25 protein-coding genes are annotated in these 23,782 nt (G+C 40.8%); 12 read left to right on the top strand and 13 right to left on the bottom strand.

The window, feature by feature from the left end; translation table 11 throughout:
- Positions 1-6 precede the first annotated feature (6 nt).
- The 6 genes from TOL9009_RS0126710 (at position 7) to TOL9009_RS0126690 (ending at position 5,809) form a co-directional block, all read left to right on the top strand.
- The gene (locus tag TOL9009_RS0126710; protein ID WP_029636145.1) at positions 7-444 is read left to right on the top strand and encodes an NUDIX hydrolase; all 438 of its coding nucleotides are present in this window, start codon (positions 7-9) and stop codon (positions 442-444) included.
- Positions 445-848: 404 nt separating this feature from the next.
- Complete coding sequence (locus tag TOL9009_RS0126705; protein ID WP_038296611.1) at positions 849-1,982, top strand: AI-2E family transporter; 1,134 nt, start codon at positions 849-851, stop codon at positions 1,980-1,982.
- 172 nt (positions 1,983-2,154) lie between these two features.
- On the top strand, positions 2,155-3,882 hold the full coding sequence (locus tag TOL9009_RS0126700) for an ABC transporter ATP-binding protein (RefSeq protein ID WP_029636141.1): 1,728 nt from the start codon (positions 2,155-2,157) through the stop codon (positions 3,880-3,882).
- Between the two features lie 127 nt (positions 3,883-4,009).
- Complete coding sequence (locus TOL9009_RS49705) at positions 4,010-4,138, top strand: hypothetical protein (RefSeq protein ID WP_260675947.1); 129 nt, start codon at positions 4,010-4,012, stop codon at positions 4,136-4,138.
- Positions 4,139-4,166: 28 nt separating this feature from the next.
- The gene (locus TOL9009_RS0126695; protein WP_029636139.1) at positions 4,167-5,168 is read left to right on the top strand and encodes a hypothetical protein; all 1,002 of its coding nucleotides are present in this window, start codon (positions 4,167-4,169) and stop codon (positions 5,166-5,168) included.
- A 41-nt stretch (positions 5,169-5,209) separates the two neighbouring features.
- Positions 5,210-5,809, top strand: coding sequence for a cupin domain-containing protein (locus TOL9009_RS0126690; RefSeq protein ID WP_029636137.1), 600 nt, complete (start codon positions 5,210-5,212; stop codon positions 5,807-5,809).
- 347 nt (positions 5,810-6,156) lie between these two features.
- On the opposite strand, the gene TOL9009_RS0126685 is transcribed toward TOL9009_RS0126690, so the two are convergent.
- The 4 genes from TOL9009_RS0126685 to TOL9009_RS0126670 form a co-directional block, all read right to left on the bottom strand.
- On the bottom strand, positions 6,157-6,396 hold the full coding sequence (locus TOL9009_RS0126685; protein WP_029636135.1) for a hypothetical protein: 240 nt from the start codon (positions 6,394-6,396) through the stop codon (positions 6,157-6,159).
- Positions 6,397-6,781: 385 nt separating this feature from the next.
- Positions 6,782-8,068, bottom strand: a complete 1,287-nt coding sequence (locus TOL9009_RS0126680; RefSeq protein WP_029636133.1) for a S8 family peptidase — start codon at positions 8,066-8,068, stop codon at positions 6,782-6,784.
- A 466-nt stretch (positions 8,069-8,534) separates the two neighbouring features.
- Complete coding sequence (locus TOL9009_RS0126675; RefSeq protein WP_029636132.1) at positions 8,535-8,996, bottom strand: MFS transporter; 462 nt, start codon at positions 8,994-8,996, stop codon at positions 8,535-8,537.
- Between the two features lie 37 nt (positions 8,997-9,033).
- Positions 9,034-9,408: a c-type cytochrome gene (locus tag TOL9009_RS0126670; RefSeq protein ID WP_029636131.1), complete on the bottom strand. Its 375-nt coding sequence runs from the start codon at positions 9,406-9,408 to the stop codon at positions 9,034-9,036.
- 189 nt (positions 9,409-9,597) lie between these two features.
- Between TOL9009_RS0126670 and petG the strand changes: the two genes are divergently transcribed.
- Entirely contained in the window at positions 9,598-9,711 is a 114-nt protein-coding gene (petG, locus tag TOL9009_RS42685; RefSeq protein WP_063628724.1) for a cytochrome b6-f complex subunit V, read from the top strand.
- On the opposite strand, the gene TOL9009_RS47800 is transcribed toward petG, so the two are convergent.
- The 3 genes from TOL9009_RS47800 to hisH all read right to left on the bottom strand — a co-directional run bounded on the left by TOL9009_RS47800 (position 9,683) and on the right by hisH (position 11,140).
- Positions 9,683-9,883 (bottom strand): hypothetical protein, encoded by a 201-nt coding sequence (locus TOL9009_RS47800; protein WP_186227656.1) that lies wholly within the window; start codon positions 9,881-9,883, stop codon positions 9,683-9,685. The genes petG and TOL9009_RS47800 overlap by 29 nt on opposite strands.
- Positions 9,880-10,425: a 16S rRNA (guanine(966)-N(2))-methyltransferase RsmD gene (gene rsmD / locus TOL9009_RS0126655; protein WP_029636130.1), complete on the bottom strand. Its 546-nt coding sequence runs from the start codon at positions 10,423-10,425 to the stop codon at positions 9,880-9,882. The genes TOL9009_RS47800 and rsmD overlap by 4 nt, the downstream gene beginning before the upstream one ends.
- Before the next feature lie 79 nt (positions 10,426-10,504).
- Complete coding sequence (gene hisH, locus TOL9009_RS0126650; RefSeq protein WP_029636128.1) at positions 10,505-11,140, bottom strand: imidazole glycerol phosphate synthase subunit HisH; 636 nt, start codon at positions 11,138-11,140, stop codon at positions 10,505-10,507.
- A gap of 58 nt (positions 11,141-11,198) precedes the next feature.
- Between hisH and TOL9009_RS0126645 the strand changes: the two genes are divergently transcribed.
- A complete protein-coding gene (locus TOL9009_RS0126645; RefSeq protein WP_029636126.1) occupies positions 11,199-11,711 on the top strand; it encodes a C15 family peptidase in 513 nt (170 codons plus the stop codon).
- Positions 11,712-11,750: 39 nt separating this feature from the next.
- Positions 11,751-13,100, top strand: coding sequence for a DUF3370 domain-containing protein (locus tag TOL9009_RS0126640; RefSeq protein WP_029636124.1), 1,350 nt, complete (start codon positions 11,751-11,753; stop codon positions 13,098-13,100).
- Positions 13,101-13,259: 159 nt separating this feature from the next.
- On the opposite strand, the gene TOL9009_RS0126635 is transcribed toward TOL9009_RS0126640, so the two are convergent.
- The 3 genes from TOL9009_RS0126635 to TOL9009_RS0126625 all read right to left on the bottom strand — a co-directional run bounded on the left by TOL9009_RS0126635 (position 13,260) and on the right by TOL9009_RS0126625 (position 16,074).
- The gene (locus TOL9009_RS0126635; protein WP_029636122.1) at positions 13,260-14,591 is read right to left on the bottom strand and encodes a hypothetical protein; all 1,332 of its coding nucleotides are present in this window, start codon (positions 14,589-14,591) and stop codon (positions 13,260-13,262) included.
- A gap of 262 nt (positions 14,592-14,853) precedes the next feature.
- Positions 14,854-15,468, bottom strand: coding sequence for a cupin domain-containing protein (locus tag TOL9009_RS40585; RefSeq protein ID WP_051503037.1), 615 nt, complete (start codon positions 15,466-15,468; stop codon positions 14,854-14,856).
- Positions 15,469-15,498: 30 nt separating this feature from the next.
- On the bottom strand, positions 15,499-16,074 hold the full coding sequence (locus TOL9009_RS0126625; protein WP_029636120.1) for a sigma-70 family RNA polymerase sigma factor: 576 nt from the start codon (positions 16,072-16,074) through the stop codon (positions 15,499-15,501).
- Between the two features lie 151 nt (positions 16,075-16,225).
- Between TOL9009_RS0126625 and TOL9009_RS0126620 the strand changes: the two genes are divergently transcribed.
- The 3 genes from TOL9009_RS0126620 to TOL9009_RS0126610 all read left to right on the top strand — a co-directional run bounded on the left by TOL9009_RS0126620 (position 16,226) and on the right by TOL9009_RS0126610 (position 20,459).
- Entirely contained in the window at positions 16,226-17,488 is a 1,263-nt protein-coding gene (locus tag TOL9009_RS0126620) for a DUF4331 domain-containing protein (RefSeq protein WP_199341295.1), read from the top strand.
- A 241-nt stretch (positions 17,489-17,729) separates the two neighbouring features.
- Positions 17,730-19,118: a tetratricopeptide repeat protein gene (locus TOL9009_RS0126615; RefSeq protein WP_029636117.1), complete on the top strand. Its 1,389-nt coding sequence runs from the start codon at positions 17,730-17,732 to the stop codon at positions 19,116-19,118.
- 24 nt (positions 19,119-19,142) lie between these two features.
- Positions 19,143-20,459, top strand: a complete 1,317-nt coding sequence (locus TOL9009_RS0126610; RefSeq protein WP_029636115.1) for a nickel/cobalt transporter — start codon at positions 19,143-19,145, stop codon at positions 20,457-20,459.
- A 15-nt stretch (positions 20,460-20,474) separates the two neighbouring features.
- Here the strand turns inward: TOL9009_RS0126610 and TOL9009_RS0126605 are convergent, their stop codons facing one another.
- From TOL9009_RS0126605 to thrS, 3 genes are all read right to left on the bottom strand, one after another.
- Positions 20,475-21,011, bottom strand: coding sequence for a GNAT family N-acetyltransferase (locus TOL9009_RS0126605; protein WP_029636113.1), 537 nt, complete (start codon positions 21,009-21,011; stop codon positions 20,475-20,477).
- A 12-nt stretch (positions 21,012-21,023) separates the two neighbouring features.
- Complete coding sequence (locus TOL9009_RS0126600) at positions 21,024-21,314, bottom strand: type II toxin-antitoxin system TacA family antitoxin (protein ID WP_029636111.1); 291 nt, start codon at positions 21,312-21,314, stop codon at positions 21,024-21,026.
- A 162-nt stretch (positions 21,315-21,476) separates the two neighbouring features.
- The gene (gene thrS / locus TOL9009_RS0126595; RefSeq protein ID WP_029636109.1) at positions 21,477-23,309 is read right to left on the bottom strand and encodes a threonine--tRNA ligase; all 1,833 of its coding nucleotides are present in this window, start codon (positions 23,307-23,309) and stop codon (positions 21,477-21,479) included.
- Between the last annotated feature and the right edge of the window lie 473 nt (positions 23,310-23,782).

Genomic DNA, 23,782 nt, shown 5'->3' with positions numbered 1-23,782 from the left:
AATTTTATGATTAATCAACAGGTACAAGTAGCGATCGCTATTCTCTACCAAAAAGACAAGTTTCTTATGCAATTGCGAGACAACATCCCCAATATTCCCCATCCTGGTCAATGGGCATTGTTTGGTGGACACATGGAAGCTGGAGAAACTCCAGATATAGCAGTAAAGCGAGAAGTTTTAGAAGAAATCGGCTATAATTTACCACCAACATTTGCTTACTTTGGCTGTTATCCGGATGAAAGGGCAGTCCGCCATGTCTTTTATGCACCTCTAGAAGTAGAATTCAATCAACTGGTTCTAAATGAAGGCTGGGATATGGGATTATTGACACCAGAAGATATTCTACAGGGAAGTTGTTATAGTGCGATCGCACTCGAAGTCCGACCTCTAGGAATAATACCTCAACGAATTATGCTGGATTTTATCAAAATGGTTAATGGATAGTGGTTAGTGGATAGTTGTTAGTGGTTGGTGGTTAGTGGTTGGTGGTTAGTCGATAGTAGTTCTTTTTTACAACCATCAACCAACCACTAACAACCATCAACCATCAACCAACAACCATCAACCATCAACCATCAACCATCAACCATCAACCATCAACCATCAACCAACAACTAACCACTAACAACCAACCACTAACAACCATCAACCATCAACCAACAACCATCAACCATCAACCATCAACCAACAACTAACCACTAACCACTAACAACCAACCACTAACAACCAACCACTAACAACCAACCACTAACAACCAACCACTAACAACCAACCACTAACAACCAACCACTAACAACCAACAACTAACCACTAACAACCAACCACTAACTATTATCAATTCCCCAATCATGCAAACAGCAAACAAACTGCCACGATGGTTAAGTTTAGGATTGGCATTTCCCCTTGCCATTCTTAACGGTTGGCTCTTCATCCAGGTTGTAAAATATTTTCAACCTTTGGTAAGCGTTTTTCTTGCTGCAATTTTGCTAGCTTTTGTTTTGGATTATCCAATTCAGTTTTTACAGCGGCAAAGAGTAAAACGCAACTTGGCTATTGTAGTAGTTTTGCTCTTGAGTGTGGTGATTTTAGGAGCTTTGGGTATCACCTTAGTTCCCCGAATTCTCGGACAACTCAACGAACTAGCTAACATTTTGCCCAGTTGGATTGATTCTGGAACCCAACAACTCCAAGCTTTTCAAGATTGGGCATTAAATCAACAGCACCTACCGTTTAATTTAAGTGGTTTAGTTAACCAACTACTTGAGCGATTATCTAGCCAACTTCAAACTTTTACAGGTCAAATTCTTGGCTTTGCTGTAGATACGATCAATATTCTTGCCAACGGGCTACTGGCGGTAGTGCTGACTATCTATCTAGTGTACAATGGCGATCGCCTTTGGGATGGACTTTATCAATGGATACCATCTCGCATTGGCACACCAGTACGGCAATTACTGCGCGAAGATTTTCACAATTATTTTATCGGTCAGGCTACCTTGGGCGCTGTACTGGGAGTAGTAATTACTCTGGTTTTTTTAGCTTTGCAAGTTCCCTTAGCCTTACTTTTTGGAATTGTAATTGGCTTTTTCTCTTTGTTTCCCTTTGGTACGGGAATCGGTATCAGTATAGTCAGTCTTTTGGTAGCGTTGCAAAATTTTTGGTTAGGGGTAGAAGTTTTAGGTGTTGCTGTAGCGATCGACCAAGTAAATTCTAACTTCATTGCGCCCCGCATTTTGGGTAATTTGACTGGTTTAAATCCCGTGTGGGTGGTAATTTCTTTATTGTTAGGTGCTAAATTAGGCGGATTATTAGGTTTATTAATCGCTATACCCTTAGCCAGTTTTATTAAAGATGTCGCTGACAGTTGGCTTGCCGGGGGATTTCATAAAGTTGATGATATTGAATCAGAACCTGCAACAGTAATAGAGTACCCGACGACTGAAGTCGCGACTACACAAACGAAGTCCGCCTGCGCGGACTAAGATGATATTCTCTAAGTTGATGACGAAAATTTATCAGAAAAACTCTGCCTCACTCTGCGCTTACCTCTGTGTTCCTCTGCGTTTAAAGATGATTATGAGAACTTTGGATTTGTGAAACTACATAAAAGCTGATAGCGTCAAACAAAGAAAGTATTTGTGTGGATGTGACAGTTTGAAAACGCGCTCTAATTACTGGCAACTTTTACCGTACATTCAACCCCAATGGCACAACATTGTCAAGGGTTTTATTGGCATCTTCGGATATGTATTAGCAACTTTAGCTCTGATTACGCTGGCGCGTCAATTTGCAAGTGTCTTTGGTGGGAGAAATTTATCTGCGATCGCTCTGGAAATTGCTATGCTGGCAGCAGTATTTCTTGTCAGAGGGTTTTTTCAGTCTGTGCAAGATATCTACATGGCAAAAGCCGCTCTGAGAGTCGCTTTTAATCTTCGCAAATATATCTACACTCACTTACAAAAGCTGAATCTCAGCTATTTTGAAACTGCAAAAACAGGTGACTTATCTTATCGATTGACCGAAGATGTTGACCGAGTTGGGGAAGTTGTCCATAAACTCTTTCACGACTTTATCCCCTGCATTTTGCAGTTGGTGGCAATTCCGATATACATGATTTGGTTAAATTGGCAATTAACTTTAGCTATTATTATAGTTGCGCCGTTAATGGGCGTTTTAATTGGGTGGTTTGGCGAACGTTTGCGTATATATTCGCTGAAAAGTCAAAGTCATGTATCTGATTTATCGGCAATTTTAACTGAGGTTTTCAGCGGAATTCGGATTATTCAAGCCTTTGCAGCCGAGAAGTACGAAGTTGCCCGCTTTAGTCGAGAAGCCGATCGCACGATGAAAGCCAAGTATTCAGCAGAACGTCTCAAAGCAATTCAGATACCCATCATCGGATTTTTAGAAGCTGTTAGTATTTTAATTTTACTTTTCGTCGGTGGTTGGCAAATTGCTACTGGTAATTTGACGGTTGATAAGTTTGTCGCTTTTTTAACGGCAGGCGCTTTATTAATTGATCCGATTGGTCATGTTACCAATAATTACAACGAATTTAAACAGGGTGAAGCTTCTGTAGACAGGGTTTTTGAGTTATTGGCAATTCAACCAACGGTAGAAGAAAAATTAAATGCGATCGCTCTACCTGATGTCAGCGGTAAGGTCGAATATTCTCATGTTTCCTTTGCTTACAAAAAAGGCGAACCTGTAATTAATGATATCAGTTTGTTAGCACTACCAGGAGAGGCGATCGCTTTAGTTGGTGCTTCTGGTGCCGGTAAAACTACTTTTGTGAATCTTTTACCCCGTTTTTACGATCCCGAAGCTGGTGAAATCTTAATTGATGGTGTTGATATTCGTGATGTGACGCTAGATAGTTTGCGGCGTCAAATTGCTATAGTTCCTCAAGAAACTATCATGTTTTCCGGCACAATTGCCCAAAATATCGCTTTCGGACAAGATGCTTTTGAGATGAAAGCTGTGGAAGAAGCAGCGAAAATTGCTAACGCGCATCAATTTATTAAGCAACTACCTTCAGGTTATGATACTTGGGTAGGTGAAAGGGGCGTGAATTTATCTGGTGGACAAAGACAAAGAATAGCGATCGCTCGTGCTGTTCTGCGAAATCCGAGAATTTTGATTTTAGATGAAGCGACATCTGCACTAGATTCAGAATCAGAAGCTTTGGTACAAGAAGCACTGGAAAGATTAATGGCAGATCGGACTGTATTTATTATTGCTCATCGGTTATCTACGGTGAGAAGATGCGATCGCATTTTAGTTCTGGAACGCGGGCAAATTGTCGAATCTGGTACTCACGAAGAATTATTAATGCTAGAGCATCGCTATGCGCGATTTTATGCCCAGCAGTTTAGCAAATAATAGTTATATAGAGTCTGCTTGATGTAATTTCGTAAATTCTGAAAGTACCCCTGAGGGTACTAAAATTACTCCGAAATAGCGTGGCTTGTTTGCGTATCTAGAAATGTAGTTTTTCAAGGTTACATTTATGCCACGCTTAAGACTAATTTCTCTATATTGTCAGACCACTGAAGACAATACTGGAGCAGATGAAGCCTATTTAGCAGTTAACGGCAGACAAGTTGGCGGAGTAAACAGTATTATATTTATTATATAAAACTCCATTACACTGAGGAATTGAGTTTATGCTGGATTTATTAGCTCGGAATATACAATTCTCTATCACTATATTTTTGTTAATAGCTTCATTGTTAGTACTGATAGCAACTATCATTATCACTAAAGGAGAGCAAAATAACTTATTATTTCTCATCGGCATAAGCATATCTACCTCCATGTTGGCAACTAGTCTTGTTCAAATTATTGAATTAGTTACAGAAAAAATAGAAAAGCGTTCCAATCAACGTAGTTTTTTGAGACTTTTTGGTTGTGATGATAAAACTAATGGCAATGGCTCTATAGCAATTATTATTCCAGCGTTTGTTCTTAACCAAAATAACTCACAGCAAGCTGGCAATACTTTAAAGCAGCAGGCACAGAATCTAGTTTGGAGGCTCTCTAGTAATGCAGCTATAAAAAATGATGTTACTGCTGCTTCATCCTTCGTGTCAGCTTTCTCGAGACTTGGTCTTCCTGTTCCTCAAATAAAGTGGGATGAAGAGATAAAACTTAATGATGATGATGGAATTAAAACTTATATACTTATAGGTCTTTCAAATAATGTCATTCAATTCGTCAACCAATCTACTGAAAGATATTTCTCAATTAGCCAAAATTTAGACAAGAATAACAACTTGTCAGAAATTTTAATAAAAGCTGGGTTTTTTGACAATTATAAACAGCTTGTAGATGAAACACGGTGGATATCTAACTCAGTATTACTTGATTCTACTTCTCATCCCAAAAATGATGTTGATTACGCTTTGTTTGGAAAATTTCGTATAAATAGTAAAGTCTTTGTTATATGTGGAGGAGGCACGGAATGGGGTACTCATAACATAGGAATACATATGAGTGACAGTGGATGGAGACGTGTCTACTACGACCTCAAGAGAGAAAAAGGCGATCATCTTACTGCAAATGAAGCATTTGCAGTTGTTTTTCAAGTACCTATAAATAAGCCATCAGAACGCATTTCGATTGTCCACAAATGCATTAGAAGAAAAAAAGAACTGACTAGACCATGATTTTATCGTAAATAACTGAATATTTCATTGATTTTAGTTAAATGAATTTGGAAACCTTTATTAAAGATATTTTTTCTCACAATATTTCTCCGGAAAATTTCTCATTATATGTTAAAAATATATGGAAAAGTGAAGAGGGTTGTGTGATGTGCTATCATGACCCTGGTTCTTTTTGTCTCGATATTTGGCATCTATCTTTTGATAAATTGATTACAGAACACGGTCGTCATGAACAGCCATTGTCTATTTCCCAACATTTATTTGGTGATGAGAATCATGTCTCAGCGCGTTTAGTGTACGATCCTCCGCCAAAACAGGATAATCAAGCTCCTTTAGAATATCATTCTCACCCAGTTGATACAGTGATTGTTATTGTCAGCGGTTCAGGGATCTTTTCTTTTATTTGTAATGATAGTAAGCAGCCGATTGATATAGACCTCAGACCAGGTAAAACCTTATTTTTTCCATCGAATACTGTTCATACAATTAAAGAAGTTGGCAATGAAGGCTTGGAGACATTGAATATAACTAATCGATTAAATCAACCAAGCTATCGTACCGAACCTATCAATGATAAAAAGGATTTATTAGTAAAACCTTCAGAAGATTTTTGCCAAAGTTACGATCCAAATTTTTCCTGAAAGCATTATAGTTTCTCAAATAGTAAAAAATAAATAGTTGTACCCCATTATATAAATGAGGTATAAGCACTATTCTCCTAAGGTTCTATAGTCTCGACCGACATCGCTTGACTTTTAAGACAGTCGCTACTATGCAGTTTTCACCTTCTCATCTGATGCTTGCTCTGCAACATTTTTCAAGCGACTCGACCTGATTTTGCGGATGCGCTCCCATAAGTTGAGAGACCGCTCTGAGCAGCAACTTTTGCTTAAGTAAGTACCATATCCACCCTACGACTGCCTTATCTCAACTACAAATATTTACACCGACCCACTTACAATCCCATACAATAATATTGAGTATGAAATTATTGAATATCAGAGTTGGGAGGAGCTAATTGGTAACTTTGTTGAGATTCAACGTTTTGTACTCCCTCAATCTGAGAAATACTATTAAGCCGATCTGATTCAATTGAACCATTTATAACGCCAATACTCGATAAAGTTTGCTCCACATTCATCCCAGATGACTGCAATTGCTGGGAAATTTGCTGGATTTGAGATAAATGAGCATTGTCAACAGATACAGTTACTTGAATTTGGGACATCTTAGTACCTCGAATGAAGAGTGAATTTTGGGTAGATAGATCGCTTGATAAGTAAATAGTTACAGCTAAACATAATATCGCCAACTTTTTACTACCCAAGAGTTTCCAAGAATTATAATTCAACTTGTCTTAACTCCGATAAAAGATGGGCTGATTTTTGTCTTTTTTATATCTACCTACTTACTATCCTAGCAAGATTCAATCTGACTTTTCACTGTCAGTTCTCAAGCCCAAAAAACCGTGATTTTTCTACAGCTTAATTCTCAATAGCATTGAGTTAATGAAGATAGCTAATGGAAAAATCACGGCTTGGGAAACCCCAAAAATGACATGAATCCACATACCGTGAAAAGTCAGAATTGAATCTAGCCTAACTTACGTTATGTTAAACGGGTGCTTGAACCAAACCAATTCCCACGTCAACTGAAGGTAGAGCTAATCTTTGAGCATTTTGCATCAACAAAGCCCATAATTCAAATCCAGTTTTTCCAGTTGCTTCTGCATAGAGGGCTGCAATTCCCGCTACGTGAGGCGTTGCCATGCTAGTACCATTAATTGCGATATATCTTGATGGTCCTAAACCATTAGGTGGTCGAACTGTCATTGGATCTGTTGACCAAGTAGAATAAACATTTACACCTGGTCCTGCAATATCAATCCCTCCGCCATCAGGATTAATTGAACTGTTGGAGAAAGAAGCAATTTGTAATTGGTTGTCTACAGCAGCTACAGCTAAGATTGAGGGACAATTAGCGGGACGACCTACGGGATTAGCAAAACCAGGTCTACTACTCTCATTTCCCGCAGCAGCAATAATTAAAGTGCCTCGACTGAGGGCGCGTTTTGCAACAGCCTCATAAATCTGCGAGTAAGTATCTCTAGGACGGGTAGGCGCACCTAAAGACATTGAGATAATTTGACAACCATTACTAATTGCCCGATCAATACCAGTTAAAATACCTCCATCAGCCCCTGAACCTTCGTTACTCAAAACTTTACCGACAAATATTTCTGCATTATAAGCAATGCCATAACGCATAGGAGAAGATGGGTCAGGTGGATTTAAAAGTCCACAAGAAGTTCCAATACAGTGAGTTCCGTGACCGTATAAATCTTGAACTGTTTCCCCTGGGATAAAAGATTCACTGGTAATAGTGCGACCAGCAAAATCAGGGTGGGTTAAATCTAGACCTGTATCAAGAACTGCAATTTTAATACCTGAACCAGTATAGCGACTACTGACAACTTTAGTTGCTTGTAGTCCCCAGGTTGTAGCACCATCGGAAAATGCAGAAGTGGTAAGTTCTTTTCCTGGCGTAACTGCACCATTACTCAAACTATTTACTAGATTGGTTACACCCTCTTTGTAACCTTGAAGATAGTTAGCGGTATCTCCGTTAATTACAATGCTTCCGATCGCATACATAATCTGTTCTGGTTCGACAGCTAATATAGGCTGTGGACCAGCTACAGCAGCATTAAGAGACTGTAATTGATTTGGATCTAGTGTAACTATGGCAACCCCTATATTACTAAGGGCAGAATCGTCAATATCTCTGACCCCCGTTGAGTCAGTTAATGCTCTGATTCCAGAACTTGCTCCTCCTTCGGGCAGAAGAACCAAATAACGACCTGTTGTTTCTATGGGATGTGTTGATGAACCATTACTCATGATAAATTTTCTCTTGGTAAAGTTATTACTCGTTGCAATTCTTATTGCATGAAAGTTTGAGGTTAGTTGTCATAAAATTTAGCAGATCCATACGAATCTAGAAACCACCTCTGTTAAGCAAAAATTTATGAACTGCTACTATTTGCTCTTCAAACTCAAAAGGATAATTTTCCCTAAACAATACAAAAGTTCACATTAGACATAGGAGTAGAAATTAATTATGCGTTGCCCAGAACCCTGGATTAGACGTAGCAATGCTACGTCTCTACATCTTTTTTGGAGATGTTTATTAAGAAGCAGGAAAAATTACCCAGGCTCAGTTAAGGTGAGTTCCAATACTGCTCGGTTAAGGAAATCGTAGGTTGGGTTGAGGCTCTGCGAAACCCAACAAAGCCCCCCAAATGTTGGGTTTCGTTCCTCAACCCAACCTACACGGGTTAAGGTTTTTGGGCTTAACCGAGCAGTATTAAGGTGAGTTCGACGGGGTGTCTTGCGGCTTAATCATCAACGCAGCAACGATCGCACTAATAATCGCTAGTCCAGATGCAATCAGCATAACTAAACGAAAACTACTTACAAATGATTGAGCGATCGCGCTTTTCAATACCGAAGCAACCGCTTCACTTAATCCAGGTGGAATTTCTGCTCCAGCTAACATTTGTTGGACTGATGGTGGTATTTGTAGCTGTGTTAAACGAGTATCAAGAGCAGAATTAAAGGTATGGGAAACGATGAGACTAAAAATGGCGATCGCAAGTAAACTCGCAGTGCGAGCAACTGCATTATTAATCCCCGAAGCCGTTCCAGCTTGCTCTACTTTCACCGCTCCGATGACTGTAGTAGTTAGTGGTGCGACGCTGATTGCCATACCAAATCCCAAGACAGCGATCGCAATCAAGTTGGAAGCCCTCTGAACCGGGTAGTTCATTTGAACTGCTATATTAAACAGTCCCCAGCCCCTAATCTCAAAGACTCTCCAAATAGTTCAACAGATCCGCCATTTCTTTGACGCTCGGCTTGAATTTTGGCATTGGTGGGGTGTCACCGCTGATTACTTGGTGAATCAGCCCATAACGTGACTTTCGCTTGGAAACGGCTTGCAAACTCGGACCCACTCGTCCAGAACCTTCTAAGCCGTGACAACCCGCACAGTTTATTTGAAAGATAGCGTGTCCTTGAATTCGGTCTCCTGTCAGCGATAGAACACTTTTAACATATGGATCGGACGCTCTGAGGGTGCGAACAGCAAAAATGCCCAAAAGGATTGCTAGCAGAATCGCTACGGCAAACAAAGCGATCCGCTGAATCAGAATTTCAGGTTTAGTAATCTGGTTATCCAAAGGGTTTGCTGTAAAACTATAAGAAACTTTTCATTTCATACACATAGCTTAAAAGTTCTTGATTGTGTCTGCAAGCACAAATTTAAGTTTTGTCATTTTCTTTAGCATCCAAAAATGCAATTCAATTGGGCATCAATCCCCAATTTGGTAGAATTGAAAGCAGAAAACGTTAATTATAGGAGACTTACAGTGGTTGAACCCCTGCTATCAGGCATTGTTATTGGTTTGATTGTTGTCACCCTGGCTGGCTTGTTTTACAAGGCTTACGAGCAATTCAAACGCGGCGATCAACTCGGCTTATAAATTGGGCATTGGGCATTGGGCATTGGGCATGGGGCATGGGGCATTGGGCATTGGTAATTCTAACTCCCCCTGCTCCCCCTGCCTCCCCTGCCTCCCCTGCCTCCCCTGCTCCCCCTTGTCTCCTTGTCCCCTTGTCCCCCCTCTCCCCATCTCCCCCTCTCCCCGTCCTCATTCTCGAATCCTGTAAAATGTCAAAGCGGTGTTGCCGTAAACTTTCTCGCGGCATATTTCCCAAGCTGGAATTATTGGGGCTATCCAATTTTGCGGACTATGTTCTGCTGCGATTTCGCCGCTAGAATCTAAAAGCTGACCTACCGCGATCGCTTCTAACACTGCTTGATATAATCCACTGGCATAAGGCGGATCGAAATAAATCTTATCAAATTGCTTACCGGATAAGTTTTTTAAGCGCTGCAATACGTTTCCCCGCAGCACTTGAAATTCCTGATCTTCCTTTTGTACTTGCTGCCAGTTCTGTTGAATAATGGCACAGGCTCGGCTCGATTGTTCAATGCCAACTACTAAGCTGGCTCCTCTAGATAAGGCTTCTGCCCCCATTGAACCGCTACCGGCGCACAAATCCAGCCAGCGACAACCAGCTATTTCTCCCTGCCAAATATTAAAAACTGCTTCTCGTACCCGCGCACTAGTGGGTCGGGTATCTTGTCCAGGTAAAGTTTTTATCTGGCGATTACCGTAAATTCTCAGACTCATTTTTAATTGGTCATTCGTCATTAGTCCAATGGATGTGAGGACTAATGACTAGAGGCTAAACATAAAACTCACATTTATATTATGCAGGAATTTTTTCGCGGACTTGAGAAACAAAATTAGAGAGGATTTGCAGTCCTATATTAGAGGATTTTTCGGGATGGAATTGGACTGCCATGAGGTTATCGGTTGCGATCGCTGCTGTGACGGTTTGATTACCGTGGGTAACTGTGGCAGCGCGGACTTGGGGGTCAATTGGGTCAACATAGTAAGAATGGACAAAATATACCCAAGGCTGATAAGGCAAATGCTCCCATAAAATACTTTTTGGCTGAGTCAATTGCAGTTGATTCCAACCCATGTGGGGAATAGTAATTCCGGGTTCGTGAATAAACCGTCGCACTTTTCCTTTGATAATCCCCAGTCCTGGTAGTTTGCCTTCTTCACTAGATTCAAAAAGAATTTGCAATCCTAAACAAATACCTAAGAAAGGTTTGCCGCTAGCGATCGCTTCTTTTATTGGTTGTTCTAAACTACGCGCTCTTATATGTTGCATTGCGGGATCGAATGCTCCCACTCCTGGCAAAATAACTGCATCTGCTTGTTGTAAATCTTTTGAAGAGTGAGTAATCTTCGGAGTTGCCCCTGCTTTTTCCAAACCTTTACAGACGGAATGCAAATTTCCCATCTCATAATCTATGACTGCAATTACCGGCATTTACTTGCTCCTTGTAAATTTATTAGGGAGACTTTTTATATTCTAAATAAGTTTTGTTATGAAGAAAAGAATTCTATTAACTTCTTTTGACATTTGGTTGCCTCATCAACAGTCAAATTCCTCTGATGATTTATTGATCGAAGTCGGCAAACTTAACTCGCTTGCTTATAATTTGACTTTTTTGCGACAGTTGCCAGTCGATGTACAGCTTGCCAGCTCTCAGGTTAAGGCAAAAATCCAAGTTGTTCAACCAAATTACATCATCCTTTGTGGCATGGCAGAAAGCCGTAAACAATTGAGTGTTGAAAAAATTGCCAGTTACGCAGAAAATATTTTGCAGACAACGGTAGATTTAGAACAACTAGTCGCGGAAGCAAACACAATTGAGATTAGCCATGACTGCGGCAAATTCGTCTGCGAGGCTCTTTACTATTCAGTCTTGGACTATTTGAGAGAGCAGCAACTCACAATTGGTTGCATCTTTGTTCACGTTCCCGTTTTGACTCAAGAAAATTTGGAGGGAATTTTTGCTGATTTCTTATTGATTGTTGACAAATTGGCACTTCTATAAAATTATTTGCGTCTGGATAGTGAACAAATATGTAGATTTATGTTGCCTTTTTTACTAATTTTTCCCATCGCTCAAACAACTCTTCCAGCACAACCTGAGGAAGTGGTACAACAGCAAGAAGTGCGTCCTTTATCCGGACAGTTAGATAATGTGCCTGTGTTTAACAGTAATAGTCCAGAATTAGTTTTGAAGGAAGGGATTTTACTTTCTACCTTTCCTTCATCTGGGAAAAAAGTGCCACAGGCACATTTGAATTTTCCTTTTCGGGGAAGATTTGATATTTTCGCTCATCATATTGCCAGAGCCGAACCTCCAAATAATTTGCGGACATTGTATTTAGGGATAATTCTGCACAACCCAACGAAACAATCGGTGAAGGTAAATGTTTTACCGGGAGCGAGTTATTTAAGTCAACCAGATGCACCGTTTATACAATTGCCATCTATTATTGATAATTCTTTAGGTACAGTTTTCGCAGGTCCAGGCGATCGCGTCATGAGTGATATTCTAAGAAAACTGCGACAACCAATTTTACCAGCGCAAATTGTCATTCCGCCTGGGCAAAGTCAGATGTTGTTAAATCAGCCAATTCCCGTTAAGGACTTGACACCGCCTTTAAATGGTCGATCAACATTGATACATCTACAGAGTAGTGGTAGAATTTATGCAGCAAGCCTTGCAATGTTTGCACCGATAAATTCTGATGGTAGTGAGCGATCGCCTTCTCTGCAAGAATGGCAAACTCTCCTAAATAATGGTGATTTAGCAGGACCCCGTGATAAAATACCCACTGAGCCAAATAGTGGTAAACCAATAATATATGGTCGTGTCGCCGGTGTTGCCCAAGGTTCTGAGTGGAAAGCTTTATTAGTAGATCGTCCCCAAGCTAAATATCTGACTATTCCCCAACCCGGTCAAGCCTTTTCTTACGCTCTGAGTACAGTTGAGGGTGGTAGCTTGGGAACTAATCAAATTCAAAGTGCGCCGATGTTGGTACGCTATCCTGATACCGCATATCGCGCTCACGGCAACTATGGAATTAAATATAGTCTCAAATTGCCACTATATAATAATACTCAAAGTCGGCGCATTGTAACTATATCAATGCAAACACCACTGAAGGAAGATAAACTAGTAAATCGAGGCTTACGCTTTTTGAGCATACCCGGACCGCAAGTGTTCTTTCGCGGTACAGTGCAACTACGTTACAAAGATGAGCAAAGTAAACTACAAACTAAACTTATACATTTAGTGCAAAAAAGAGGTCAACAGGGTGAAGCATTAGCAGTGGTAAACTTAAAAGCAGGCGATCGCACCGACATCGAATTAGACTTCCTCTATCCCCCAGATGCCACCCCACCCCAAGTATTAACAATCACAACCCGCTAATAAAATGCCTAACGACTGAAGTCGCGGCTAAATAAACAAAACCCGCCTAAGCGGGTTTCAAATCAAACGCCACGTACTAATATTGATATCATGTAGTCCGCCTAATCGCGGACTTCGTTTGTATAGCCCCAGACTTCCAGTCTGAGGGCAGACGGTTTGTTAACTTCGTTGAAAACCCTTTGCAGTCGGCTTTTTACCCTTATCCTTAGACTTAGATTTATTCACATCTGTCAAAGCTTCCTGAAACAAGTTATGCAGATGTAAAGGTACACTAGCGATTTCTGGTAACTCTGGCTCAATCAGTTTATTAAATTCTTGCAAAAGCGGCTTCAAATCACCTTCCAAAGCAAAATCAGGACGCTGTAAATAACTTTGCAACACCTTTTCTAATTGAGTTGGGTATTGTTCAGCTAACCGATACCAAACGAAAGCATTAATACTTTTATCTTCTAGGAAGTAACGAATTAGTTTTTCTGAACCTTCAATATTCTGCACATCAGCTGATAAAAGCGCTTTTAGTTTACCATATGTGGGTAAAAACATTTGTCCCCAACGAGGATGAGAAAGTGCCGTTACTTGTTCCGCTTTTCTCAGTTCCGCAGGTAAATCAACCTTTGGCATCACCATTTTATTATTGGCAGATTTATTGTTAAATACCTGAGAAACTACTTTGGAATCAGCACCCAATTCTTCCGCTGCTGCTTTGATTTCCTCTTCGTCGATACCTGCGGCTTCAGCAGCTTCAGCGAAAGATTTAGAAGTATCAATCCCTGCTTCTGTCAAGCGTTTCTCAGTCATTAACTCTTGGAATTCAACTATTTTTTTGTTAAGTTGATATCCCGACAATGTGATTTCATCGCTGCCAAAAAAGTCAACAAATTCCTGATGATACTTTTCGACTGATAGCCAAGCTTCTTCTAACAAATCTGGGGCATCACCGTAAAGATTATTTTTGTAGTTATCCTTGAAATTACCGATCGCTACTGCTAATTTTGGTTTACCTAGTTTACCCAAGAGTGTATGGGAACCAAAAAACATCCATTCAGTATCGTTTAGGGGAGCAATTCGAGTTAAGAAAATTTCTCCTACTTTAAACCGCAACGTTTCTTGAATTGTTATTGCATCAGTTGGCTTGACAATATAGTGTTTCTCTGTCAGCCAATTCACTAATTCAAAGCCATCAGGTAAAATTTGAACTACGGCAAACAAGCCTATAAAACTCCGCTGCCAACTGCGAATCAGGTTGCGTTCTGTATCTGGTAAATCTGGATGACTGTCTAAAAACAAATCAAGCGGTGTTTTATCACCAACTTTCCCTTCGATGACAAAACTATCAATGATGAAATCTTGCTGTTTACTATCCCCAGAACCACGACGCGATTGTTCTGCTGCATAGGTTTCCAGCGCTGTAGCTAGTTCCCCTTCAGCATCAACCACAAAATCGGTTAAGGCTAGTTTTAATTCGTGCGATCGCTCTAATATTACATCCACAAGGAAATTTCTCGCTTAAATAGATGTTAAATTATAGCTGTTGAGGGAATTTTAGCATCTAGCGATCGCTAGATTTACAGCATTCGGGTCAATACCAAGCCAATACTGCTCGGTTAAGAAAATTCGATAACGCAAAAACCTTGTAGAGACGCGAAATTTGGCGTCTCTACATGCCTAGAATCACCAGAAAAAATCCTTAACTGAGTAGTATTGAATACCAAGCGATGTCTAACGACAAGCTGCTTCTCTACGAGACGCACGGTTATGGGAAGCGCCTAAAACGATCAAACACCCTAATCCATATTACGGCTAATTTGTACAGTGCGTAAGTCCTCTTATCAAAGGAAGTTTTGACAAACAGCAAACATCCCTGTTGGGTTTCTGGTTGATGTATAGTATTGGGAAGGGAGTAAATGCGATCGCCAGTTGTATACAATTGCCCATCAATAACTAAATCGCCTTCTAATACTACTATCTCTTCACGACCGGCGTGTTGATGTTTGGGAAAGCGGATATTAGCTTCACAACGGATAAAACAGCTAATTTCCCGCTTTTCTCCATCCAAATTTAGCGTACCTCGCATTATCCCAGGAATCAGATAAGGTTGCCAACTCACTTGAGTTGCTTGTTCCTTTAAAGCTTCAATGGTGGTGATTTCGCTGTTAATACGTTGGAATAAACGCTCTTTTAAATCAGCAGCCATAGGAACATCAGGAACACTATAAGCGATCGCACCCGCACTATTACGAAATTCTGCTAATTCCATTTCTAACTCAGGAAACTCTAATATCGCTTCCTCAACTAAATGACAATCTGACTTGTCGAGGATATCGAGAACATATAAAGCTGCTAGTTCAGAGAAATTTTCGGGTTTCATTTTTCACTTTTTCTGATAAAACTATCCTAGCTAGCTGGAATTTAAATCGCTGAGGACACCACGCAATTTACTTAATCCCAAACGAATGCGAGTTTTAATTGTACCCAGAGCAACACCAGTTTGAACCGCAATTTCTGTATGAGTGAGTCCTTTAAAATATGCCAACTCAATCACCTGTTGTTGTTCTGGTGGGAGTTGCTCAATAGCTGCCATCACCAAAGTCCGACGTTCAAGCACTATCACATCTTCAGCTGGATTGCTACCGAGCGCTTGTACTTCCATATTTACAGCATCTAAAAATACTTGTTGTAACCGTGAAATCCGTTGCTTAGACCGCAGTTTATCCAGCGCTCGACTGCGAATTTGCATAAATAGCCAAGTATCCACTCGTGCTTTTTTAGGATCATAGCGTGCAGCAGTCCACCATACTTGCTGAAAAACATCCAACACTACTTCTTCAGTTTCTTCTACTGTACCCAAGATTTTAAACGCTACACCATACAAAACACTTGCATAACGGTCATAAAGTGTAGCTAGGGCAGTTTGGTCTTGCTGGGCAATTCTAGCAACAAGGGCAATTTCGTCAATGCTTGGTTTTGCAGTCATTTAAAGTTGGTATAAAGAAATTCACTACATAACTTTAATACTATTGCGAAAAAGCACTCGTATATTTCAGTAATAAAGATTTTTGTTCACCAAGAGATCCAAGCCGCAAATCTGGACGTATATCTATGTGAATATGTCAGGAAATATCAAGATGACAGATACAACAGCAATTGTTGCTAAAAAATCCTTGCATCATTTGAGTTTCAAAAATATGAATCTGAAAAAAATTATCGGAGCAAGTGTACTAGCCTTGGGTTTAGCCGTTGGTACAGTAACAGTTATCCCAGTATTTGTTAATGCTTCCGACCATGATGACGGTGAGGTGGATACAAAAGGTCGCAACCTGAATTTAACTGATTTATATGTGTTCCGGGAAAAAGACCAAAACCCCAGTGCGAGTGCAGATGACTTGATATTCGTGATGAATACCAATCCGCGATCGCTTGCTCGTCAGCAGTATTATTTCAGCAGCAATGCCCTTTATGAATTTAAAATTACCCGCGTTGCTGATAAAGATGCAACCCCCACAGGTCAAGAAGATGTGATTCTGCGGTTTCAATTTGCAGAACCCAACAGCCAAGGGGAACAACCATTTAAATTAACTGCGATCGCTAACGGTAGAAGAATTGGTGAAGATGAAGCTAAAACTACTCCCTTAAGTGCAGATAATAATAACCCAACTCTTAACGAACTAAACTTAGGAAACTCCAAAGTTAGTGTATTTGCCGGACTGCGGGAAGATCCATTTTTCTTTGATGTGGAACAATTTTTCCGAGTTCGTGCTGGTGCTTTAGGTATAGGACCTGCAGTTGGTTTTCGTCCCACCAACCAAGCCCTTGACTTTGCTAAAGGATATAACGTTAATGCGATCGTTCTTAGAGTACCACGCTCTTTATTACAAGGCAAGACTAAAGCCACAACTTTTGACGTGTGGGAAACCATCTCTGTCAGAAACCCCCGCAATCAGAAATTCCAACAAGTTGAACGTCTTGGACGACCGGGTATTAACGAAGGCTTAATCGTTACTAACGATTTTCTGAATGCCTTTAATAGTATTCCCCCCACTGCTGACTTAAGTCCTGCTGCTGCACCGGTGGGAGCAGAAGCGAAAACTACCCTTAAAGCTCTGGGGAATGACGATACACGAGCTAACGCTTTACTGGGTGCATTCCTTCCCGATGTGATGCGAATTGATACCAACCAACCAAGTGGTTACGGCAAAGCCCTCAATGCCCAAGGCAGCCCCATCACCGGACGTTTGCTATTAGATGATGTAATTGATACAACTTTAAGTGTACTTACTAACGGTGCAGTCACCACCGATAACGTTTCCTACGAAGGTACTCCTGATAACCCAGCTCAAGGTCATAAACCCTTAGAAACACAATTTCCTTACTTAGCACTACCAAACTAGAAGAACACAAGAAGACTAGTAGTTCATGTCATAAGTTTTGAGGGGTTTCAACTTAGCAAAATAATTGATTTTTAAGGCTTTGGAAATTTGATTACCCATCAGAATTAATGACATAGACTACTAGGGGAAAGCAGACTGTAGTGAGCGATTTATCGCTCAAAAAACTAGAAGCACTCTTCGTGCTTACTACGAACTCCTTTCCCCTCCTTTTGTATGGTTCAAAAAAAAGGAAATAACCGCAATGACAGAAGCTATTTACAAGCACAAACTCAAACCTCTTTGGCTGTTACTCCTAGCAGTCCCCATCGCAACTACCCTTATAGTCTCATACCTCAATTCCCAATCTTCCCAACTTCCAGCACCTTATCGTTACTCTCTTTCTCGCTCTTTACCAGGTACTGACAATCGTCGAGCTACCATCCTACAGGAAATCAGCCTTTACCAAGAAAAAGTTCGCCAAAATCCGGAAAGTGGCTTAAATTTAGCTTCCTTAGCTCAAGCATATTTCAATATGGCAAAGGCAACTGGTGAAAGTAGCTGGTATTTACTCGCAGAACAAGCAGCTAAACGCTCCCTCTCCAGTTTACCTTTCAATAACCAAAGCGCGGTGATAGTTTTGGCTCGTGTTGCCCAAGGGAGACATGATTTTACCGAAGCCATACGGTTATCCCAAGAAGTATTAAAAATTCAACCCCGCAATCAAAATGCCCTGGCTATCTTGGTGACATCTAACTTAGCAATGGGTAAACTACAAGAGGCAAAAACCGCTGCTGATACCTTAGTAAACAAACTTCCCACCCAAGGAAACTTAACTTTACAAGCTTTGGTACTAACAGCACAAGGACAAGAACAAGCTGCAATTGATACTTTTAAATTTGCCCTATCTATGGAAGAAGCCGGGGAAACAGGCACTTCTGCATACACGCGGGTATTACTCGGTCAGTTTTACTACAAACATGGAAAACTGGAACTAGCAGAAAACTTATATAAAGAAGCCCTACGAATTATACCCAGGTATCCCTTAGCCCTACTGCATCTGGCAGAACTGAAAACCAGACAGGGAGACTACAAAGCAGCAGAGAACCTTTATGCCCAAGTTTTACCCAACTCCCAGAAATCATCCACAACTTACGATCATGCTGTTTTTCGGGGTAAAGCCAGATTAAAACAACTGCAAGGTGAACAACAACAAGCAGTAAAATTATTAACCGAAGCCGAAACCTTACTTAGACAAGAAAATGCTACAGGACATGGTAACGGTTCCTTTGGACATCAGCGAGAGTTAGCACGATTGTTATTAGAAAAGAATCGTCCTCAAGATACCGCTGAAGCCTTATCCTTGATGCAAGTAGAAATCAAGATTCGTCAGGATGCTCAAACCCTAGATACTCTTGCTTGGGCATTATCTGACTCTGGACGCATCAAAGAAGCTCAACAAGCCATCCAAAAAGCCTTACAACTGGGGACAAAAGATGCTGCTATATTCTACCGTGCAGCCATGATTGAAAAAGCATTGGGAAATAACCAGCAGGCTTTAACTTACCAAAAATTATCTCAACAAATCGATCCCACTTTTGACAAACAAGCGCGATACGCATCAGGACTGGGATTAGAGAACTTTGGATTTTAGCGTTCCTCCAAACCTTCAAAAAATATGAAAATACACTGGCGTAAAATTAGTATTATTTCCTTCTTCTTATCACTGCTGTTATCAATTAGCTTTAGCGCACCTAGCCTTGCACATTGGGCAGATTTGTCAGTTGCAGAAGTTACGGTAGGTGAAAAAGAAACTGCAATTACACTGACTTTTCCCACTGGGTTAGTAGCTTTTAGTGATGATAACCGGGATGGACAACTTTCCCGTGAAGAAACTGCAACCCATAAAAGAGAACTTGAACAGTTTTTAGGCGATCGCATCTTTTTATCCAATGAGCAAGGTAAAAAAGGCACTGTAGCGATCGCACCTGTGGAAACAAACAATTTGCTACCAACTCTAAAAGTTAACACCAATACCCACAGTACTTTACAACTAAATTACTCTTGGTTACAACCAGTACAAAACCAGAGAATGCATTATGATTTATTTCTCACTGAAGCACCCGCAGCTCATTGTCTAGCAACAATCTTTCACAAAGGAAAAGTCCAAAATTTTATTTTTAACCGTCAAAACCGGGATTTTTGGTTAATTTCTGGTGCAGTCGGGCAATTTGGCGGTAGTCTTGCGATCGCGTTACTGGCTGCTTTTGTCTGGGGTGCAATGCACGCTATGTCACCCGGACATGGTAAAACCATAGTTGGTGCTTATCTGATGGGTTCAGAAGTAAATGCTCAACACGCTCTGTTTTTGGGACTAACAACAACTCTCACCCATACTATCGGCGTGTTTATCTTGGGATTGGCGACTCTGTTTGCTTCCCAATTTATCTTACCAGAACGAGTATTACCTTGGTTAAGCATCTTATCTGGTTTTATGGTGTTGGTAATCGGTTTAAATCTATTTATTAGCCGTCTGCGGAATCACGACCATGAACACCATCATCATCACCACGATCATGATCACCACCATCACCACGATCATGAACATCACCATCACCACGATCATGAACATCACCACCATCACTTACCCTCAAACACCCCTGTAACGATGCGAAATTTACTCGCGTTAGGTGTTTCTGGTGGACTTGTACCTTGTCCTTCAGCTTTAGTTTTGTTATTAAGTGCGATCGCTATCGGACGTGTGGGTTTTGGACTAATGCTGGTTTTAGCATTTAGTTTGGGACTAGCAGCAGTACTAACAGCATTGGGATTATTGCTAATTTATGCCAAACAATGGTTTGAGAAACTACAGTTACCAAAACCAAAGCGTCTCCACAGAATTTTGCCCGCACTCAGTGCATTTTTAATCTCGCTGATCGGCTTGGGAATTACCACGCAAGGATTAATAGAAGTAGGAATAGTACGACAGATTTAAAAAGCTTATTTTTGCTTAATTTTTTGGGAGTAAACCAAAAGTTTGAGCAATGTTTTTCATGGTACGGAACAGCTTGTAGGGTTGGTCAGGAAAAGTTTGAAACTCAAACCTTTGGTAAAACCTCACCGCTTCATCGTCAATCGCATCTACTACCACTGCAAAACAACCAGTCCTTTGGCTGACTGCGAGACTTCTGTATAAAGCGTCCATAATCAACAACTTTCCCCAACCATATCCCCTGTAATCATGAGCCACCGCTAATCTCCCAATTAAGGTCACGCCAACAATCGGATATTTTGGCAACTTTTTAACAATACTTTGAGGTAATTGTTCGAGATTTATGCCACTCATGCATAGAGTATAGTAGCCAATTATTTTTTGGCGATCGCGATCAAAGATAGCGTAAGGAATTGCAATATTTCTCTTTTTGTCTTGGGTGACTGCGGAGTGCAAGTAGCGATCCAGTTGTTCGTTACCGCAGCTAAAACTCGCCCTATCGTGATGTTTTTCGAGTTGTTCTATACAAAAATCAACGGATTCTGGGTTTAACACTAATATGCATGATTATTTATTCATCACTTGCTTGTACCATTGGGCATCAGCATAAGCTGTCTCGCTAGGAGCGAGGGGATTTAACAAGGCATCGGCAAATATGGCGCGATCGCGATCGGTTAATTCGACAAATTCCCGATCTTTAATGATTTGCGTAGCCGCATCAGCTAGAACTGCCACCATGAATTCAGTCAAGTTCTGTCCGCGCAAATAAGCAGCCCTTTCCATCAGTTCTTTTTGCTCTGCTGTTACACGAGCTTCCAACCGAGCATTTTTTCGGATTTTACTTACTTTTGTATCCATGACCTAGAAATTATGTGCTTTGAAAATATTATGACATATAGTACGCGTTACAGCCGTACATTATTCAGATACCTAGAAGTTATCTCCAGAAATTTGCATTATCCACAACCCTTGTAGAGACGCGATCAATCGCGTCTCTACATTCTTTTTCACACAAGATGTCTAGAAGTTATCGAAGTTAGCGATCGCTTCCTTCATCTTCTCCATCACTTCCGAAACAGGTATACTTCCCAACTCCCCTGAAGCTCGTGTACGAATACTCAAGCTGTTGCTTTCAACTTCTTTCGCTCCTACTATCGCCATTACGGGTATTTTTTGTTTCTCTGCATTGCGAATGAGTTTAGCTAGGCGATCGCCACTCAAATCGACTTCGGCACGGATACCTAAAGTTTGCATCTTCGCTGCTACTAATGAAGCAAAAGGTAGAAACTCATCACTCACCGGCAACAATCTCGCTTGCAACGGTGCCAACCACAAGGGGAAATCCCCGGCATATTCTTCAATCAAAATACCAATTAGCCGTTCTAAAGAGCCAAAAGGCGCACGGTGAATCATCACCGGACGTTTGCGAGAACCATCTTCGGCAACATATTCCAAATCAAAGCGTTCCGGCAAGTTATAATCTACTTGCACCGTTCCGAGCTGCCACTCTCTATCTAAAGCATCGCGAACGATAAAATCTAGTTTGGGACCATAAAACGCCGCTTCCCCAATCCCTTCAAAGTGATCCATCCCCAAGGTTTCCACAGCACGACGAATCGCACTTTCAGCTTTGTTCCAAGCTTCATCCTCACCAATATACTTGTCTGAGGCTGGATCGCGGAAACTGAGACGCGCTTTAAAATTCTGATCTAATTTCAAAGTCTTAATCACCGACAGAATCAAATCCACCACATTCAGGAATTCGCTGTCTAACTGTTCTGGTGTAACAAATAAATGAGCATCATCTTGAGTAAAGCCGCGCACTCTAGTTAAACCGCCTAATTCTCCAGATTGTTCGTAGCGGTAAACGGTACCAAATTCCGCAAAGCGTATCGGTAATTCCCGGTAAGAGTGCAACTCACTCTTATATATTTGAATGTGGAAAGGACAATTCATCGCTTTGAGAACAAAGCCTTGCTCATCTGCTGCTGCTTTCTCATCCTCCGCCATCATCGGAAACAAATCTTCTTTATATTTCTGCCAGTGTCCGGAGACTTTAAATAAGTCTACTCTACCGATGTGGGGCGTAACCACAGGCAAATAACCGCGTTTTAGCTGTTCTTGTTGCAGAAAGTCTTGCAGAAGAGTCCGTAACAAAGTTCCTTTGGGTGTCCACAAAGGTAAACCGGGTCCGACTAAATCGGAAAATACAAATAATCCCAGTTCTTTACCCAATTTCCGATGATCTCGCCGTTGCGCTTCTTCTTTACGTCGCTTGTATTCGGCAAGTTGTTCGGGAGTTTCCCAAGCGGTAGCGTAAATGCGTTGTAGTTGCGCTTTGGTTTCATCTCCACGCCAATAAGCGCCGGCAACGCTTTCTAATTCTATCGCTTTCGGGTTTAAATCGGCGGTGTTTTCTACATGAGGACCGGCGCACAAATCCCACCATTCATTGCCCAGGTGGTAAATTGTGATTGGTTCGGATTTAATATCTTGGAGAATTTCTAATTTGTAAGGTTCGTTAATTTTCTTAATCCGGCTTTCAGCTTCTTCACGGCTAACTTCTTCGCGAATTACGGGAATTTTGCGATTGATGATTTTCACCATCTCTTTCTGGATGGCTTTCAAATCTTTGTCGGTAAATGGTTCGGGACTGTCAAAATCGTAATAAAAGCCGTTTTCAATCCACGGACCAATTGTAACTTGCGCTTTGGGAAACAGCTTTTGTACTGCCATTGCCATGACATGAGAGGCTGTGTGGCGGATCTTTCGCAAATTTTCCGATTCGCTGCTACGCGGTAAGTACATTTTTTCGAGTTGTTCTGCTTGATTAGAAGATGATTGTGGCGGCATTGGCTGTTAAATTATTGGCTAAATATTTACTTTATGATGAGAACGCGATCGCTCCAGTTTCAAAAAATCTACCCAAATATAACAAGGGCTTCTTTTCTGTACTTTGTCGAGTTGAAAGCTATCATGGATGCACTTTAACATTACGGCTCAATGTACATCGATAAATTTAACGTATTCTAGAGACGTTCCGGCGGACTAGAGACGTTCCGCCGGAACGTCTCTACGATTTATCTTATAGATTTACTTCGCAGGATTAAATATATCTTTCTAAAGAAGCGTTTTTACTTTATCTGTGCAAAGTATGAAGGATAATTTTTTAACTGGCTGTATGATTATTTGTTTTCATAAAGTATATCAAAAATCTCTTAATATACCATATTTATCATAATTAAACTTGAATATAATAATTTTTTTGCCACTGCATCTACCTTATACCAATTTAATATCGAAGACCCATAGAAAGAACCCCACCC

Origin of the sequence: [Scytonema hofmanni] UTEX 2349, from assembly GCF_000582685.1 — a bacterium.
Taxonomy (GTDB): Bacteria; Cyanobacteriota; Cyanobacteriia; order Cyanobacteriales; family Nostocaceae; genus Hassallia; species Hassallia hofmanni.
The sequence above is the reverse complement of the archived record's forward strand: the minus strand, read 5'-3'. Positions and strand labels throughout refer to the sequence as shown.